Below are 15430 nucleotides of genomic sequence, written 5' to 3' on the forward strand. Positions count from 1 at the left end.
ATGACTGATTGAGAAAGCCGGAAAGTAATCAGAATGCGAGTTGTTGCGTGATCTGCACCGCGGCTTTTTCCAGCCTGAGCAAGAACGCCTTGCGCGGTTGTCCTCCACCATAGCCGGTCAGCGAGCCGTCTGCGCCGATCACCCGGTGACAGGGCACGACAATCGAAAGACGGTTATGCCCGTTGGCCAGGCCCACGGCGCGACTGGCGCCGGGTTTGCCCAACAACGCCGCGATGGCGCCGTAGGTGCTGGTCTGGCCGTACGGGATCTTCGCCAGTTCGGCCCAGACCTGTCGGGCGAAATCGCTGCCAGGCAAGTGTAGTGGAACGTTGAAGTCAGTGAGTTTGCCGGCGAAATACTGCGCCAGCTCGGCTTCAATCTGCTGCAAATGCGCGTTATGTCCTGGCGCGACCGCATAGCCGTATCGATTCTGCAATTCTTCGACTTCCCTGGTCAGCGCTGGCCGATCAAGAAACTCCAGCAGCACCAGGCCGCGTCGTTCGGCCATGGCGATCATCGGCCCCAGCGGTGTGGTCAGGCGAGTGAACAGCAGCGGCTCGCTGTTGGCGGCGCGGCCCGGCGTGATGTTGAAGGACTTTTGAAACGCATCGCGAAATCCGCTCAGGGATTCGTAGCCCGAGTCGAATGCGGCGTTGTCGATGGAATCGCCCTGTTTGATCCCGCCCAACGCCATGCCGAGGCGTCGGGTACGCAGCCAGGCGTGAAAGGTCATGCCGAAATGCTGCTTGAACCAGCGGCGCAGTTTCAGCGGCTCGATGCCCTCGGCCAGTAACTGGGCATCGGTCCAGCGCTGGTCGGGATCGGTGTCCACCGATTTGAGCAGCCGCTGCACCCAGTCCGGGGCAATGGCCGCCGCGTCCAGCGGTTTGCAGCGCAGACAGGCGCGATAGCCCGCGGACATGCACTCATCGGCATGGGCGAAGAACTCGACGTTCTCCGGCTTCGGCTTACGCGCCGTGCAACTGGGGCGACAGAAGATGCCGGTGGTTTTGACCGCGGTAAAGAACACCCCCTCGTAGGCGGTGTCTCGTTCGAGCATGGCGCGAACCATCTCGGCGTGGGGCGGAAGCACAGTGTTTTGTAGGTTCATGAAGTGAGCATAAGGCGCGTCGTCCAACGCCTCCACCGGAAAATCGACAGAGAATTCCAGTCATTCGTCATGGGGAACTGCCTAGTGCCTATGTCGGTGATGGATGTCCGGAAAATGTGGATGACTGTGGCGCAGCGGCGTGTGTTCATGCTCGTGGCTGTGGGGCTCGGTTCCGTCCCACTGGAACGAATGTTCATGTTGATGATGCTCGTCATGCACGTGGCGATGAGCATGCTTGAGCGCCTCATGTTGATGCTCATGGGCATGACGTTCCTTGAGGTGAATCCATACCCCAAGGCCCATCAACAGCGAAGCGGCCCAAAACGTCAGCGTGACGGGTTCATTCAGCAGCAAGATGGCAATCGCCGCGCCGAGGAAAGGTGCCGTGGAAAAGTAGGCGCCGGTACGCGCAGTACCCAGGCCTCGGAGTGCCAGAACGAACAACACCAGGCTGATGCCATACCCCAGGAAACCGACGATCAACGTAGGCCCCAACACCGTCATGTGTGGCAGTGTTGCGCCGAGCAACAGCGCCAGAGAACAGTTCACCGCCCCGGCGACCAACCCCTTGATGCCGGCAATAAACAAGGCATCCGAGGCCGACACCTTGCGCGTCAGGTTGTTATCGATCGCCCAGCAGACGCAGGCCAGCGCTACCGCCAACGGTCCGATCCAGCCCTGTGATTGCGCCGGGTTCTGGGGCCAGGCCAGCAGCAAGCCACCGGCGACGATTGCCAGCATTCCGGCGACGATGCGCCGGTCAGCGTTCTCCTTGAATACCACCCAGGCCAGCACGGCGGTCAATACCGATTCGAGATTGAGCATCAACGAGGCCGTGGCGCCAGAGGTCAGGGTCAAACCGAACATCAGCGCCACAGGCCCGAGCACGCCGCCAAAAGCGATGGCACCGATCAGCCATGGCCACTCCGACGATTTCAGGCCGCTAGGCTGCCAGCCTCGGTCGCGCAACAGTCTGACGAGCGTCAGGCCCAGACCACTGCCGAGGTACAACAACCCGGCCAAAAGGATCGGCGAAAGGTTCAGGCCCAGCAACTTGGCCAATGGCGTACTCGCGCCAAAAAGAGCGGCAGCGCCAAGGGCGTAGACAACGTTCAGGTTCATTCAAGGCTCGTTGGGAATTGAGACGGGATGACACGCAGTTTGAACCTGCGTTGCATCCCGTCAATCCATAACTTCAGGCCCGGCGCGCCATCAGCAACACCGAAGCCGCTGCCGATAACAATCCCGCGCAGCAACGATTGAATATCCGCTTGCCCCGGGGTTCGGCGAACCAGCGGCGCATGTGCAGGCCCATGTAGGCGTAGGCACCGATGGCGATCCACTCCAGCACCAGGAACAGCGCGCCCAACACGGCGAATTGCGGCGATACGGCTTGGGTCGAGTCGACGAACTGGGGCAGGAACGCGGTGAAGATCAGGATCGCTTTCGGATTGCCGGCCGCCACCAGGAACTCTTGCCGCGCCAACGCCAGCGTCCCCACCGGCGCGCCCGCCACCACGTTTTCCGCCCCGGGATCCGCGCGCCACAATTGCCAGGCGAGGTAGAGCAGATACGCTGCCCCCAGAATCTTGATCCCGTAGAACAACAACTCCGACGTTTGCAGCACCACCGCCAGCCCCGCCGACGCGAGGGCGATCATGCCGGCGAACGCGAGCAGCCGACCGATCCCGGCGACACAGGCGATGCGATAGCCGTAGCGGGTCGAGTTGCTGACCGACAGCAGGTTGTTCGGTCCGGGCGCCATGTTCAGGGCGAAGCAGGCCGGCAGAAACAGGGTGAGGGTGGCGAGGTCCATGGCGGGGCTCCAAAAGCAGGAACGGTATTTTTATCACAGGCGTGGGGGCGCTTGACCCATACAGTGGCGGACGTCGGTCGCGGTACAGCTGAGGGGTATTTTGTTCAATACAGCCATCAGGTCGCTCTTTACCTTGAGGCCTCGTTCAACTGAATTGAAGAAGGTCTGTGATGAGTCTGATTATCTCGATGGCGGCGTTTGCACTGGTGGCCTCGATAACCCCAGGGCCAGTGAACATCGTGGCGTTGAGTTCCGGTGCGCAGTTTGGTTTTCGCGCCAGTCAACGGCATGTGGCCGGGGCGACGCTGGGTTTCGTTGTGTTGTTGGTGTTGATGGGATTAGGCCTGCATGAAGTGTTGCAGCGATGGCCAGCGCTGACGCAGGTGGTGCAATGGGCGGGTGTGGCGTTCCTGTTGTACATGGCCTTCAAGTTGGCCGCCGACAATGGGCATCTGGATGCGAAGGAGTCAGGCCGTGCGCCGTCGATGGTGTACGGTGCCGTCATGCAATGGCTCAACCCGAAAGCCTGGCTGGCCTGTGTGGCCGGCATGGGCGCTTTTGTGGCGGATGGCGAGGCGCGGCTGGTCTGGCAGTTTGCGGCGGTGTATCTGGTGATTTGCTACCTGTCGGTCGGCAGTTGGGTCTACGCCGGGACGTTTTTACGCGGGTATTTGAGCAACGCCAAAGGCATGCGGTTGTTTAACCGAAGCATGGCGTTGCTCTTGGTGGTGTGCGCGGGATATTTGATCCGGGTTTAGGCGCTGCGCATCAACTCAGACCGCTCAGTGCATTTTCTACCGGTAGCGGCAGGGCGTTGAACCGATTGGCTCGCAGTTCCGTGATGGCATAGATGGCGCGCGCCGTGCGGCCATTTCCGTCGACAAAACTGTGGTAGCCCAGGAATGCCCCCAGCATCTGTTTGCCGAAGTGCTCATGAGCCGAATCCAGGGCTGCCAGGTGTTTTTCCAGCATCGCTGCGCCCGAAACGTTGGACGGGTAACGTGCTTGAGCTGTCGGGCTGCGCAAGGCATCTGTCGCTTCGGGCACCAGGCGTCGATGCAGTTCTTTGTAAACGGCAGGGTCGGTCAGGGACTTGCCATTACCGCTGAACTCGCGAAGTAAGTTCCTGATGTTATCAACCTCGTTTCGAGAGCTCGACGCTTTGAGAATCCAGGCAGTGGCTCGATCAGCGTTGTCGGTCAAGCGGTTCGGGTTAAAGGACACATCGTCGAGAAAGCCGCTGTAAGGTGTTTTGCCAAGGTCCGAAGCGAGCAATGTTTTTTGATGTCGATTCATGGTCGTCAGGTTTTTGTACTCCACCTCCAGAAGGTTGTTGAACAGCTCCGGCAGTGTCGTGTGATCCTTGAACTGTCGCAGGTTATCCAGGGAAAACTTTTGCGCTTGCTGGCGGATCAACGAATCGACAACGTCCGAATCCAGGACCTTCTTCAGCGATTGAGCGGTGTCAGACTGGCGTGCGAGGTCGGTCAACGAGCCTTCAAACAAATGCTGAAGCTCCGTTTGGGGAACGTTCTTGGGCAACTTTGCACTATTGGCTTGCAGGTGCTTGAGCACATGTTCAGCGGTTTCGAGCACATCGCTTTTAAACAGCGCCCGCGCATGCGCTACGGTGTCGAGGCTGATGCGGATCCGCGCGGCCGCACCGGTGTGGTCGAGGGCGCGCAGCAGGTTGTAGGAATGGGCGCCTGTCAGGCGATACAGCTGCGCCCTGACGATATGCGCCGCAGCGGCAGTATGGCCGGCGAGTTTTATCGCGCCTCTGCCAATCAGTTTTACACCGCCGTTGAGCAGGGTCGGTATGCCGTCCAGCGGGTTCAACAGGGAAACGACGGTGCGCGTGCCAATCCGGGACGCGGACAACAATTTTGTGGCCAATGACGCGCTCTTTCCAACGGCCTTGCCCACTTGTGCCGGCACGCTGGCAAAGACAAAGGCAACGGCCGCCGCGTCCATTACGCAACTGGCGATCGCGTCCCGCTGCCTGGCCGGAATACCGGAAGACAAACCCTCGATGCATTCCTTGAACGGAATGATCAAATTCAACAGCGTATTAAAGATGACATCGAACTTTTCCGACGCCAGTTCCTGTTCCGTGCTGTCACGGCCCATGTCCGCCAGTTCACTTTCGGTCAGGAAGGGGTGCTGCTCAGCGATCAGGTCGCTGATGGCTTTTATGCGCTCGGCGTTGAAGTAAGCCATCGGTTTATTGGAGAGGGTCGGGTGCGACGCACTGTCGAATTCACCTATCTTGCGCACGAATACCGAAGACGTCGTATCACTGCGCGGCGCAGCGTTTTCAAAGTAGGCATCCAGATCCAGTGGCGCATCCAGAAGGCCGTTGTCTTTGACAAAGTTGCCCCGTGTGCCGTCCCGTTCATAAGTAAACAGGTATTGACCGACTTTCTCCCTGAGTTCAGGCGTGCTCCGGCATTCAGAGCGCAACGGGAACAACTCGAAGCAACGAACCAGCGTGCCTTGATATTCCGCACAAATAATCACGCCGTAACGGCCCGTTCGCTCCCGTGTCGCCTCGGGTATTGATCCTGCGTAAAGATGCTGTTTGTAGGCTTCTACGCGATAGATAGCCAATCGCCCATGTTCGATAAATCTTCTGTTGGATTCCTCCAACTGTGAAAATACATAGCGAATCGTGGTTGACAGGCCGGATATCAGATCGCTGTAGTGATTGTGCACGGCTGTTTCATATAGGTCGGCAACCGGGTATAGCTGCTTGAGTTTGGGGAACTCCTGATAAATATCGTCGCCCCTGGTACGCCCCCAGTCTTGCGTGTGAAGTTGGTCGCTCATGTACAAGTCCAACACCGACACTTTGCGTCCGCCACCGCCACCGGAGCCCCAGTGTTTGACCAGCCGTTCATGAGGGTCGCAGGCCGGTACGGCCGATGTCAGCTCTTTCAATGCGAGGGCTTTGCGCCGGGGAATGGGCTTGTTGATCGCGTTAAGCGCGGTAGACAGCGTCTCGACATGCTCGTTATAGGCCTTGATGCCTTTATTGATCGTTTCGATGCTCAGGTTGCCATCCGCGTCGCGTTGGACCAGTCCATTCATCAATGCCCACGTAACGACCGGGTCAATCCCCGCCATGGCGTGCAAATCGTTGAGTGGCGGGGTGAGCCCCGAGATCGGGCTAAAGCCCAGCAAGTGTTCATAGGTCATGCGCCGGGAGCAACCGGGAACAATGCTTTCGGCCAAGCCCACGGCTTGGCAGAGGATGACCCAGCCCGCGGTTCCGACCACCAACGACGGGGGTAATTCGCGCACCAGATACTCCGGTGCCATACCCGCCAATGCCAGTTCGGCCACCAGAGGGGCGATGAGTTCGTTGAGCTTGAAACGTTGAATCAGATGCGCTTTCAGGTCATTGCGGACATCGCAAGGCCGGCGCTGAACCTGGGCCGAGGAGTAAAGGTTGAACCCTGCAAGCGTCGTGTTGGCCGTGTCTATCTCGGGATCGAGGTCCAGCAGCATGGCGGCGATCAGCAACTGATCAACAAATTGTTTCGACGCCTTGGCGCCTGACTCGTCGGTGAACCAACCCAGCGCATCAATGTAGTTTTGCCCTGTTTCATCCTGCAGGCGCGCATCGCTGATCAGCCGTTGCAAGCGGTACTCGAGGCTCTGTGGCTGCTTGTCCGATCCTGCGTTTTCCAACACCAGCGATGCGCCAAAGTATTCGGCCAACGGCATTTCGTTGCTGGTCAGTTGCGCGGTGATGTCACGAATAATCGCGCGTTTACTCTTGGTTAACTCGAAGGGCGAATCCTCTGGAGCGTCCAGCAGCTCCCAGTAATTACCCGTGTCCGGCAGGTCCGGTATAACGGCGAAGTTGAGCAGGTCAATCAGCGCTTTGGTACTTTCTTCATCGGTGGGTAGTGGCAAATGATGAAAGCGCAACCATTGACTGACGACCATTTTATCGCCGGTGGCTACCCAGCCGCCGGTCAACTTTGCCATGTTCGCCAACCGTTTTAATTCTTCGTTGATAGTTGCAATGGCTAGCACATGGGAAGTGATGTCCATGGGCGAAAACCAGGCAGTGGTGACATCGTTCAGAGTGCTGGAGTTCGGCCAGGAGTAATACAGCCGGCCGCCTTCATCGACGAGGAAAACGGCGTGCGGCGGTATGGACTTCGAGGCGCGGATTGTCAGAAAGTCGGGATGTCGGGTCAGGTTGTACAAGTAAACACTGGCGGAACGATGAACCTGATCGAAATCGGAACCGGGAATGCAGGTGGCCGCAATGTTGTTCCATGACCACCCGAGGTCCTGGAGTGTCTCGTTACCAAGGGCTTGACTGACGACGGTAGTGATTGCTTGTTTTTGACGGCCGTTTGGAGTGCTTTCGGACAGGATTCCTTGAGTTTTCATAGTTGAATATAAATATTCCTGAAGATTGTAAAATTTATGGAGTGTTAAAAAACTAGTTGGTTGAAGGTTGAGAGGTTTTGATGGTGGGGGTTGAGGAGGTGATAAGTAATTGTATTTATATGTCTGTGTGTTTCGTTGTTTAATAAATAGAACGGGAGGGGCTGCTAATGCGCAGTTTTTATTGGGTCGGAATGATTTTTATTGATATGTGTTTATAGATGTAAACATAGGGGGGAAGTTTAAGAGGGCTCCGAGCTGACCAGTAATAACCCGTTTAACCCCGATACTGTCCAGGCGTCGCCGCCAGATGCTGTTTGAACACCCGCTGAAAGTGGGCCTGATCGGCAAATCCCGCCTCCAGCGCCACATCGGCGATCAGCTTGCCGCTGCGTAACCGGTCCCGGGCAAACTGGATGCGCCGGTTGAGCAAAAACGCATGGGGCGTCATCCCGTAATGCTGCTTGAACGCACGGATCAGGTAGGACGGCGATAGCTGAGCCGCCTCGCAAATGTCTTCGAGCTTGAGCAGGTGCGTGCAGTTGTCGCGGATGTAATCGGCCGCCCGTTCCAGTTTGAAATTGGGCTCGCGCAGCGGTTGATCGATTGGATTGAGCCGCTGCTGTACGTCGGTGAAAAATTCCACGGCCGCGCTTTGTTTGCGCAGCACGTCTTGCTGCGCATCGACCAATACTTCGTGCAAACCCGTCAGGCCGGCAAACAGCTCGCTGTCGTGAGTGTGGGTGATGGAAAACCGGCGAAACGCCAAGTCCTGGCTGAAGCCGAGCTGATGCTGCAAATCGGTCAGCCAAGGTGTCTCGACGTACAGCATCAGGTACGACCACGGTTGGTCATCGATGGGGTTGCAGGCGTGGACATCACCGGGATTCATCAGCACCACGGTGCCGGCACTGACCTGAAACTCCGATTGCTCGTGGAGGTAGGTACTGCGCCCGGCTGTGATCGCACCGATGGAAAAGTGCTCGTGGGAATGCCGGGTGTAGCAGACCTCGCGGCCGTCGGCGATGGAGCGGGCTTCGATGAAGGGCAGGGCGTCGTCGCGCCAGAAGCGCGGGGCTTTGTCAGCGTTTTTGGCAACGGCGGGCTTCATTGTCAACGTCCTCGACAGGTCAGCGTCGAAGTGTATTAGCTCTCGCCGTCAAAGGCTCGTTGCAGCGCCGCGATGTCGAGTTTTTTCATCTGCAACATCGCCGTCATGGCGCGTTGGGATTTCGCCGTGTCAGGGTCTTTCATCATGTCCATCAGGGCCACCGGCACGATCTGCCAGGACACGCCGAATTTATCCTTGAGCCAGCCGCATTGCTGGGCCTCAACGGGTCCTCCCGCGGACAGGCGCCCCCAGAAGTGGTCGACTTCTTCCTGAGTATGGCAATTGACCTGAAATGAAACCGCTTCATTGAACTTGAAAATGGGTCCGCCGTTGAGGCCGGTAAAACTCTGCCCGTCCAGTTCGAAACTGACCGTCATTACCGAGCCATCGGGCCTGCCGTGGATCTCCTGACCAGCCTTGCTGTAGTGAGTGGTGGCGCTGATTTTCGAATGATCGAAGATCGCACAGTAGAACTTCGCGGCCTCCTCGGCCTGATTGTCGAACCACAGGCAGGGCGTGAGTTTTTGAACGCGGTGCATGGTGTAGCTCCTCTACGAATGACTCAGGCTGGACTTTCAGCGTAGTCAGCCTCGGGTCGTCTGGCCGTACCGTAGATCGACAAGTCGAAAGAGTTTCCTTTCGATGGAATCAACGATGTCGGCATGACCCGATAGCCGCTAGACTTGCCGACCTGGTTTGCCGCAAGGACGCTCTGCATCATGGTCGCCCCTCGTTTGTTGGCTGTTTCCTGTCTGCTGGTTGCCGCTGCTGTAAGCGCCGGGCCGGTGACGTATCACCTCACGGACCCCGCGAAGAAGTACGTCATCGACGTGCTGTTTGCACAGCCTCCCGCCCAGACTTTCGACGGCGCTCCCGCGCTGATTACGTTGCGCGAAAGGGCCGGCGGGCAGGTGCTGCAGCGCATAGAGTCAGCCGAAGCGTTCGCCCTGTTCAAACCAGGCCGCAAAGCTTCGGAGTTCGACCGAAACCTGGCGTATGCCGATCAAAGTCTGCTGTTGTTCGGCGATTTCAATTTCGACGGGCAACAAGATCTTGCCGTACGCAATGGCAATGATGCGGGCTATGGCGGTCCTTCCTACGACATCTACTTGTTCGATCCCGAGCGTTCGACGCTCATGTTGAGCACGTCCTTTTCCGCTCTGACCCGTGACGCGAATCTGGGCATGTTCGACATCGACCCGGTTACCAAGCGTCTGCATACCCAGTCCAAAAGCGGTTGCTGCTGGCGCCAGAGCGCGACCTGGCAAATACAGGGCAACCGTCCTGTGAAGGTGGCCGAGAAAACTGAGGTGGTGCAGAAACCGTCGGAAGCCAACCCGTTCATGCCTTCTGGCTATGTGGACGTGACCGATCGTGAACTGAAATCCGGCCAGTGGACGGAGCGTCGTCGCCTCGAGGGGCCCGTCGGTGAAGCGCCCGTCATGTTGCGCGGCACCCTTGATGACAAGATCCCCGTTGAGCTGTGGTGGCAACGTCAGGGTGATGTCTATGTTGGCGAAGTTCGCTACAGCAAAACCGGCAGCGGTAAACCGATCCGGCTGGTGGGCAATACCTACGAAGATGGTGGAATCGTTTTGCGTGAGCTGGACGACGACGGTCAGATGATTGGCAACTGGTTCGTCGAAGGCACGCCGAACGAACAGGGCAGCCAGACCGGCACGTGGATCAACGGTTCCCGTCAATTAAGCATCAATGTGAGGCCGACTGCGTTCAAGGTTGCCGCGCAAAAACTTGAGCGGGTAGCAGACAGTCAGCGAGAAGGGCGCTACCTCGTGAGCAATGTCCAGGATCAGCGTGTCGGCGAGTTGACCCTCAAAGTATCGCCGGGGATCGACAACGGTCCCGAGATGGCGGACATCAACCTGAGCATTTTTCAGCTCAAGGATCCACCCGTTGAAGTCCATCATCAGTATCCGCTGCTCGCCGGCAACCTTGTCATTGCACTGGACCCCGAGGGCGATCCGCTGTTTCGCCTGCAGTTGCTCAATGGCGCCGCTGAAGTGACCGGTTTTGGTGAGTATCAGAAGTACAGCGCGGCTTACGTGAAACAACCTTGATGTAGTCGTAATGACGTTTTGTAGGGTCGATATGACTGTTTTTGAATGTAGTCATACGGTGAAGGCAACGGTTCAGCGACGGCCCAGGCCTCCTTTTTCAGCAATCCACCGGGTGGCCAAATCAATAAAGGCCCGCAGTTTCGGCTGTGTCTGGGTGCGGCTGGGGAAGTACAGGTACAACGCCGAGCTGAGTGGCACGAAGGGTTGCAGCACCCGCTCCAGGCGTCCATCCGCCAACTCGTCGGCAATCTCCAGATCACAGGCATAGGCCAGGCCCGAACCGCTGCGTGCGGCTGCCACCAACAACCGGCGGTCATTGACGATCACGCCGCCCTCGACACCCACGGTAAAGTCCCGAGCCTCGCGGCGAAACTCCCAGCGATGGGCGCTGCCGGAGGTCGAGAAGCGAAAGCCGATGCATTGATGTCGGGTCAGGTCCTCCGGGATGACCGGTTTTCCAGCCTTGGCGAAGTACGCCGGGGAGCCCACCACCGACCATTGCAGGTCAGGTGTCAGGCGCACTGCGATCATGTCTTTTTCAATCGACTCTCCCAGGCGAATCCCGGCATCGAAGCCGCCGGCCATCAGGTCGACCGTGGCGTCGTCCAGGGATATATCGAGGGTCACTTGCGGGTAGGCCTCGCGGAACAGCGGAATCAGCGGCTCCATCAACAGGGTGCCGGACAATCGCGGTACGGTGAGTCGCAACGTGCCCATGGGCTGATCACGGAAACCGCTGAGCACCGCCAGGGCTTCATCGATTTCACTGGCCGCCGGACGCAAGCGGGCAAACAGACTGGCGCCGGCTTCGGTCAGCGCCACTCGGCGCGTGGTGCGCTGAAACAGCAGCACGCCGGTGCGCCGTTCCAGCAGTTTGATCGCATGGCTGACGGCGGTGGGCGTAACGGCTAGCCGAGTCGCGGCCACGGTGAAGCTTTTGTGCTCGGCGACGGCGAGAAACTCGGTCAAACCATCAAACGGGTCGTGATTCATATCGGCGCCATTATGAAAGAGCGTTTCATAGTGCTTGTAACACGAGGGCATTTTTCCGACCAATGTTCCTGCGTACCTTGTGCTTACCCCAACGGCCTATAAGGATTCGCGATCATGACCAACTCCCATAACTTCAAACGTGTCTGGCTCATCACCGGTGCTTCTCGCGGTATCGGTGCCAAGATCGCTGCCGCCGCGCTGGCCAATGGTGACGCCGTGGTCGCCACCGCCCGTGACGCCAACAGCATCACCCAGCGTTTTGGCGAGCAGCCAGGTTTGCTGGCCGCCACCCTTGATGTGACCAACGAAGCTCAGGGCGTTGCGGTCGCCAAGTCGGCCATCGAGCACTTCGGGCGCATCGACGTGCTGGTCAACAACGCCGGTTTCGGCTTGCTTGGCGCGGTGGAAGAAGCCAGCGCCGATGAAGTGAGGCGCGTGTACGAAACCAACGTCTTCGGCTTGCTGAATGTCACTCGCGCCGTGCTGCCGCACATGCGCGCCGCTCGCAGTGGTCATGTGATCAACATCTCTTCGGTGGGCGGTTATCAGTCGGCACCGGGTTACGGTGTGTACTGCTCGACCAAGTTTGCCGTCGAAGCATTGAGCGAAGCCTTGCACGGCGAGCTGGCGCCGCTGGGCGTCAAGGTCACCGTGGTCGAGCCGGGTTACTTCCGTACCGACTTCCTCGACAGCAACTCTCTGGTCGAGTCCCCTGAAACAATTGCCGACTACGCGTCGACCTCCGGTGAAATGCGCAAAGTGGCCAAAGCCGTCAATCAGCTACAGCCAGGCGACCCGGAAAAACTCGCTCAGGCGATGATCATCCTGGTCGAGGCCGAGCAACCACCGCTGCGCCTGCCGCTGGGCACGGACTCGGTGACTTACATCGAGGCCAAGAACGCCTTCGTCACCGGCGAGCTGAACGCATGGCGTGAGCTGTCGGTGTCCACCGACTTCTAAGCCCCCACCCGCTCTGTGTAGCAGCTGCCGAGCCTGCGAGGCTGCGTTCGGCGACGTAGTCGTCGCAAACCCTGCGAACGCAGTTTTCCTGGCACACCGCAGAGCCTGACTTCACGACGACTTCGTCGCCGAACGCAGCCTCGCGGGCTCGGCAGCTGCTACACAGAGCGAGTTATTTCAGTCTTCTTTGTGTGACCGGTGGTCGATGAACCGGTCTCGTCCGGCAATTTGCGCTTAGCTGTAGGGATAACCCGAGGTTCCCGAGAGCCCCTTCAGAACACCGTGAGTCTGAGGACATTCGCAATGCTGACCCTGAACATCAATGGCAAGGACCAGGCGCTGGATGTCCCCGCAGACATGCCGCTGCTGTGGGTCCTGCGCGATGTCGCGCACCTGACCGGTACCAAATTCGGTTGCGGCATCGCCCAGTGCGGCGCCTGCACCGTGCACGTCGATGGCGCGCCACTACGTTCCTGCATCACGCCCGCCACCGCGGTGGCCCACGGGCAAAAAATCCTCACCATCGAAGGCCTGTCTACCGACGGTTCGCACCCGGTGCAGCAAGCCTGGGCCGAACTCGATGTGGTCCAGTGCGGTTACTGCCAGTCCGGGCAGATCATGTCGGCCGCCGCGTTGCTGGCGAAAATTCCCAAGCCCACCGACAGCGACATCGATCAGGCGCTCTCCGGCAACATCTGCCGCTGCGGCACCTACCCAAGGATCCGCGCAGCGGTCAAACGCGCCGCCGAGATCGGTTGATGCCACGTTGACGGGAGTCTGAACAATGAACAGCCTCAATCCTCTGTCACGTCGCGGTTTCCTCAAGGGCAGCGCGGTGCTGGGCGGTGGTCTGGTGGTGGCGTTTGTCATCCCCGGCGGTCATCGCTTTGCCATGGGCGCCGAGAATCAAGGCAATATTTTCGCGCCCAATGCGTTTTTACGGATCGGCAATGACAACAGCGTCACCATGCTGCTCGGCCATTCGGAAATGGGCCAGGGCATCTGGACCGGACTGACCATGTTGATCGCAGAAGAACTGGACGCCGACTGGTCGAAGATCCGCGTCGAACATGCACCGGCTTCGGCCGCCGAGTATGGCCTGGCCGGGTTTGGCGGGATGCAAATTACCGGTGGTTCGACCTCGACCTGGATGGAGTTCGACCGTTACCGGCAGGCCGGTGCAGCGGCGCGATTGATGTTGATCGACGCGGCGGCCAAACGCTTCAACGTCGCGCCCTCCGGGATTCGCACCGAATCGGGTGTAGTGATTGCCGGTGACCAACGCGCCACCTATGGCGAACTGGCTGACGACGCCGGCAAGCTGCCGGTGCCGGATCCGGCGTCGATCAAGCTCAAGGAGTCCAAGGACTGGAAAATCATCGGCAGACCGACCAAGCGCCTGGACACGCCGGAGAAAATCACTGGCCGCGCCAAGTTCGGCATGGACGTGCAGTTCGACGGCTTGATGACCGCCATGGTCGCGCGCTCGCCGGTATTCGGTGGCAGCGTCAAATCCTTCGAAGGCGCCGAAGCGCTGGCGATTCCGGGCGTGCACAAAGTGGTGCAGGTGCCCACCGGGGTGGCGGTGATTGCCGATCATTACTGGGCGGCGAAGCTGGGGCGCGATGCGTTGAAGATCGATTGGGATCTGGGGCCAAACACCGGGCTCGACAGTCAGCAACTGCTGGAAAGCTTCCGCAAACTCGCCGCCACCCCTGGCGCTTCGGCCAGTCAGGCCGGTGATGTCGCGGCGGGTCTGGGTAAAGCGGCGAAGACCATCGATGTCGAGTACAGCGTGCCATACCTGGCCCATGCCCCGATGGAGCCGCTCAACTGCACCGTGAAAATCACCCAGGACAAATGCGAAATCTGGACCGGTACCCAGTTCCAGACGCTGGATCAAATGGTCGCCGGGAAAATCACCGGGCTCAAACCCGAGCAGGTGGAGATTCATACCGAGTTTCTCGGCGGGGGGTTCGGTCGCCGGGCCAATCCGACCTCGGACTTTGTTGCTGAAGCCGTGGAAGTCGCCAAGGCAGCGGGCGCACCGGTGAAAACCGTCTGGTCCCGGGAGGACGACATTCGCGGCGGGTACTACCGCTCCGCGTTCCTCCATCAGGCCCGCATCGGCCTCGATACCAGCGGCCTGCCGATCGCCTGGAAGCATGTGATGGTCGGGCAGTCGATCATGGCGGGCACGTCATTCGAGGCGACCATGGTCAAGAATGGCATCGACAAGACCTCGGTCGAAGGGGTCGTCGACAGTCCGTACCTTGAGGGGTTGGCGAATCATCAGGTGGATCTGCATTCGCCGCAAACCGGCATTCGCGTGCTCTGGCTGCGTTCGGTAGGGCACACCCACACCGCGTTCGTGATGGAGTCGCTGATCGACGAACTGGCCGAGGCGGCCGGCAAGGATCCGGTCGAGTACCGACGAACCTTGCTCAAAGACCATCCTCGGCATCTTGGCGTGCTGAACCTGGCCGTCGAGAAAGCCAACTGGAAGGCGCCACTGCCGGACGGCCATGCGTTGGGTGTCGCGGTGCATGAGTCTTTCGGCAGTTATGTTGCCCAAGTGGCCGAGGTGTCCCAGGACAACCTGGCGATCCGCGTGCATCGGGTGGTGTGTGCGGTGGATTGCGGCATTGCGGTCAACCCGATGAGCATCGCGGCGCAAATGGAATCGGCCATCACCTTCGGCCTCGGATTTACCTTGCACAGCAAGCTGACCTTCAAGAACGGGCAGGTGGTGCAGTCCAATTACCACGACTATCAAGTGCTTCGGCTCAACGAAATGCCGGTGGTGGAAGTGCATATGGTGCCCAGCAGCGACAAACCCGGCGGCATCGGGGAGGCCGGTGTGCCGCCCACGGCGCCGGCAGTGGCCAACGCGGTGTTCGCCCTGACCGGCCAACGCCTGCGGGAACTGCCGCTGCAACTGTCGGGGGTGTGAG

General features: G+C 59.2%; 12 protein-coding genes. 5 read left to right on the forward strand and 7 right to left on the reverse strand.

From position 1 onward, the window contains the following. Positions 1–28 precede the first annotated feature (28 nt). The 3 genes from ASC74_RS13230 to ASC74_RS13240 form a co-directional block, all read right to left on the reverse strand. On the reverse strand, positions 29–1111 hold the full coding sequence (locus ASC74_RS13230; protein WP_056741768.1) for a bifunctional transcriptional activator/DNA repair enzyme AdaA: 1083 nt from the start codon (positions 1109–1111) through the stop codon (positions 29–31). A gap of 81 nt (positions 1112–1192) precedes the next feature. Next, a complete protein-coding gene (locus tag ASC74_RS13235) occupies positions 1193–2233 on the reverse strand; it encodes a DMT family transporter (RefSeq protein WP_056741769.1) in 1041 nt (346 codons plus the stop codon). 73 nt (positions 2234–2306) lie between these two features. Next, positions 2307–2927: a LysE family translocator gene (locus ASC74_RS13240; RefSeq protein ID WP_056741770.1), complete on the reverse strand. Its 621-nt coding sequence runs from the start codon at positions 2925–2927 to the stop codon at positions 2307–2309. A 170-nt stretch (positions 2928–3097) separates the two neighbouring features. Between ASC74_RS13240 and ASC74_RS13245 the strand changes: the two genes are divergently transcribed. Next, positions 3098–3685 carry a LysE family translocator gene (locus ASC74_RS13245; RefSeq protein WP_056741771.1) on the forward strand — a complete coding sequence of 196 codons (588 nt, stop codon included), beginning with the start codon at positions 3098–3100 and terminating at the stop codon, positions 3683–3685. 10 nt (positions 3686–3695) lie between these two features. Here the strand turns inward: ASC74_RS13245 and ASC74_RS13250 are convergent, their stop codons facing one another. The 3 genes from ASC74_RS13250 to ASC74_RS13260 all read right to left on the reverse strand — a co-directional run bounded on the left by ASC74_RS13250 (position 3696) and on the right by ASC74_RS13260 (position 8984). Continuing rightward, positions 3696–7337 (reverse strand): hypothetical protein, encoded by a 3642-nt coding sequence (locus tag ASC74_RS13250; RefSeq protein ID WP_056741772.1) that lies wholly within the window; start codon positions 7335–7337, stop codon positions 3696–3698. 274 nt (positions 7338–7611) lie between these two features. After that, positions 7612–8445 carry an AraC family transcriptional regulator gene (locus tag ASC74_RS13255; protein WP_056741773.1) on the reverse strand — a complete coding sequence of 278 codons (834 nt, stop codon included), beginning with the start codon at positions 8443–8445 and terminating at the stop codon, positions 7612–7614. A gap of 35 nt (positions 8446–8480) precedes the next feature. Continuing rightward, positions 8481–8984, reverse strand: a complete 504-nt coding sequence (locus ASC74_RS13260) for a VOC family protein (protein ID WP_056741774.1) — start codon at positions 8982–8984, stop codon at positions 8481–8483. A 180-nt stretch (positions 8985–9164) separates the two neighbouring features. On the opposite strand from ASC74_RS13260, the gene ASC74_RS13265 reads away from it, so the two are divergent. Further along, entirely contained in the window at positions 9165–10523 is a 1359-nt protein-coding gene (locus ASC74_RS13265) for an XAC2610-related protein (RefSeq protein WP_056741775.1), read from the forward strand. Between the two features lie 72 nt (positions 10524–10595). Here ASC74_RS13265 and ASC74_RS13270 read toward each other — a convergent pair whose 3' ends face one another. Continuing rightward, a complete protein-coding gene (locus tag ASC74_RS13270) occupies positions 10596–11516 on the reverse strand; it encodes a LysR family transcriptional regulator (protein WP_056741812.1) in 921 nt (306 codons plus the stop codon). A 114-nt stretch (positions 11517–11630) separates the two neighbouring features. Between ASC74_RS13270 and ASC74_RS13275 the strand changes: the two genes are divergently transcribed. The 3 genes from ASC74_RS13275 (at position 11631) to ASC74_RS13285 (ending at position 15429) form a co-directional block, all read left to right on the forward strand. Continuing rightward, entirely contained in the window at positions 11631–12476 is an 846-nt protein-coding gene (locus ASC74_RS13275; RefSeq protein WP_056741776.1) for an oxidoreductase, read from the forward strand. 303 nt (positions 12477–12779) lie between these two features. Continuing rightward, on the forward strand, positions 12780–13235 hold the full coding sequence (locus tag ASC74_RS13280) for a (2Fe-2S)-binding protein (RefSeq protein ID WP_046048854.1): 456 nt from the start codon (positions 12780–12782) through the stop codon (positions 13233–13235). A gap of 25 nt (positions 13236–13260) precedes the next feature. Further along, positions 13261–15429, forward strand: a complete 2169-nt coding sequence (locus tag ASC74_RS13285) for a xanthine dehydrogenase family protein molybdopterin-binding subunit (RefSeq protein WP_056741777.1) — start codon at positions 13261–13263, stop codon at positions 15427–15429. Position 15430: the final 1 nt, after the last annotated feature.

Source organism: Pseudomonas sp. Root329, from assembly GCF_001424925.1.
GTDB classification, from domain to species: domain Bacteria; phylum Pseudomonadota; class Gammaproteobacteria; order Pseudomonadales; family Pseudomonadaceae; genus Aquipseudomonas; species Aquipseudomonas arabinosi.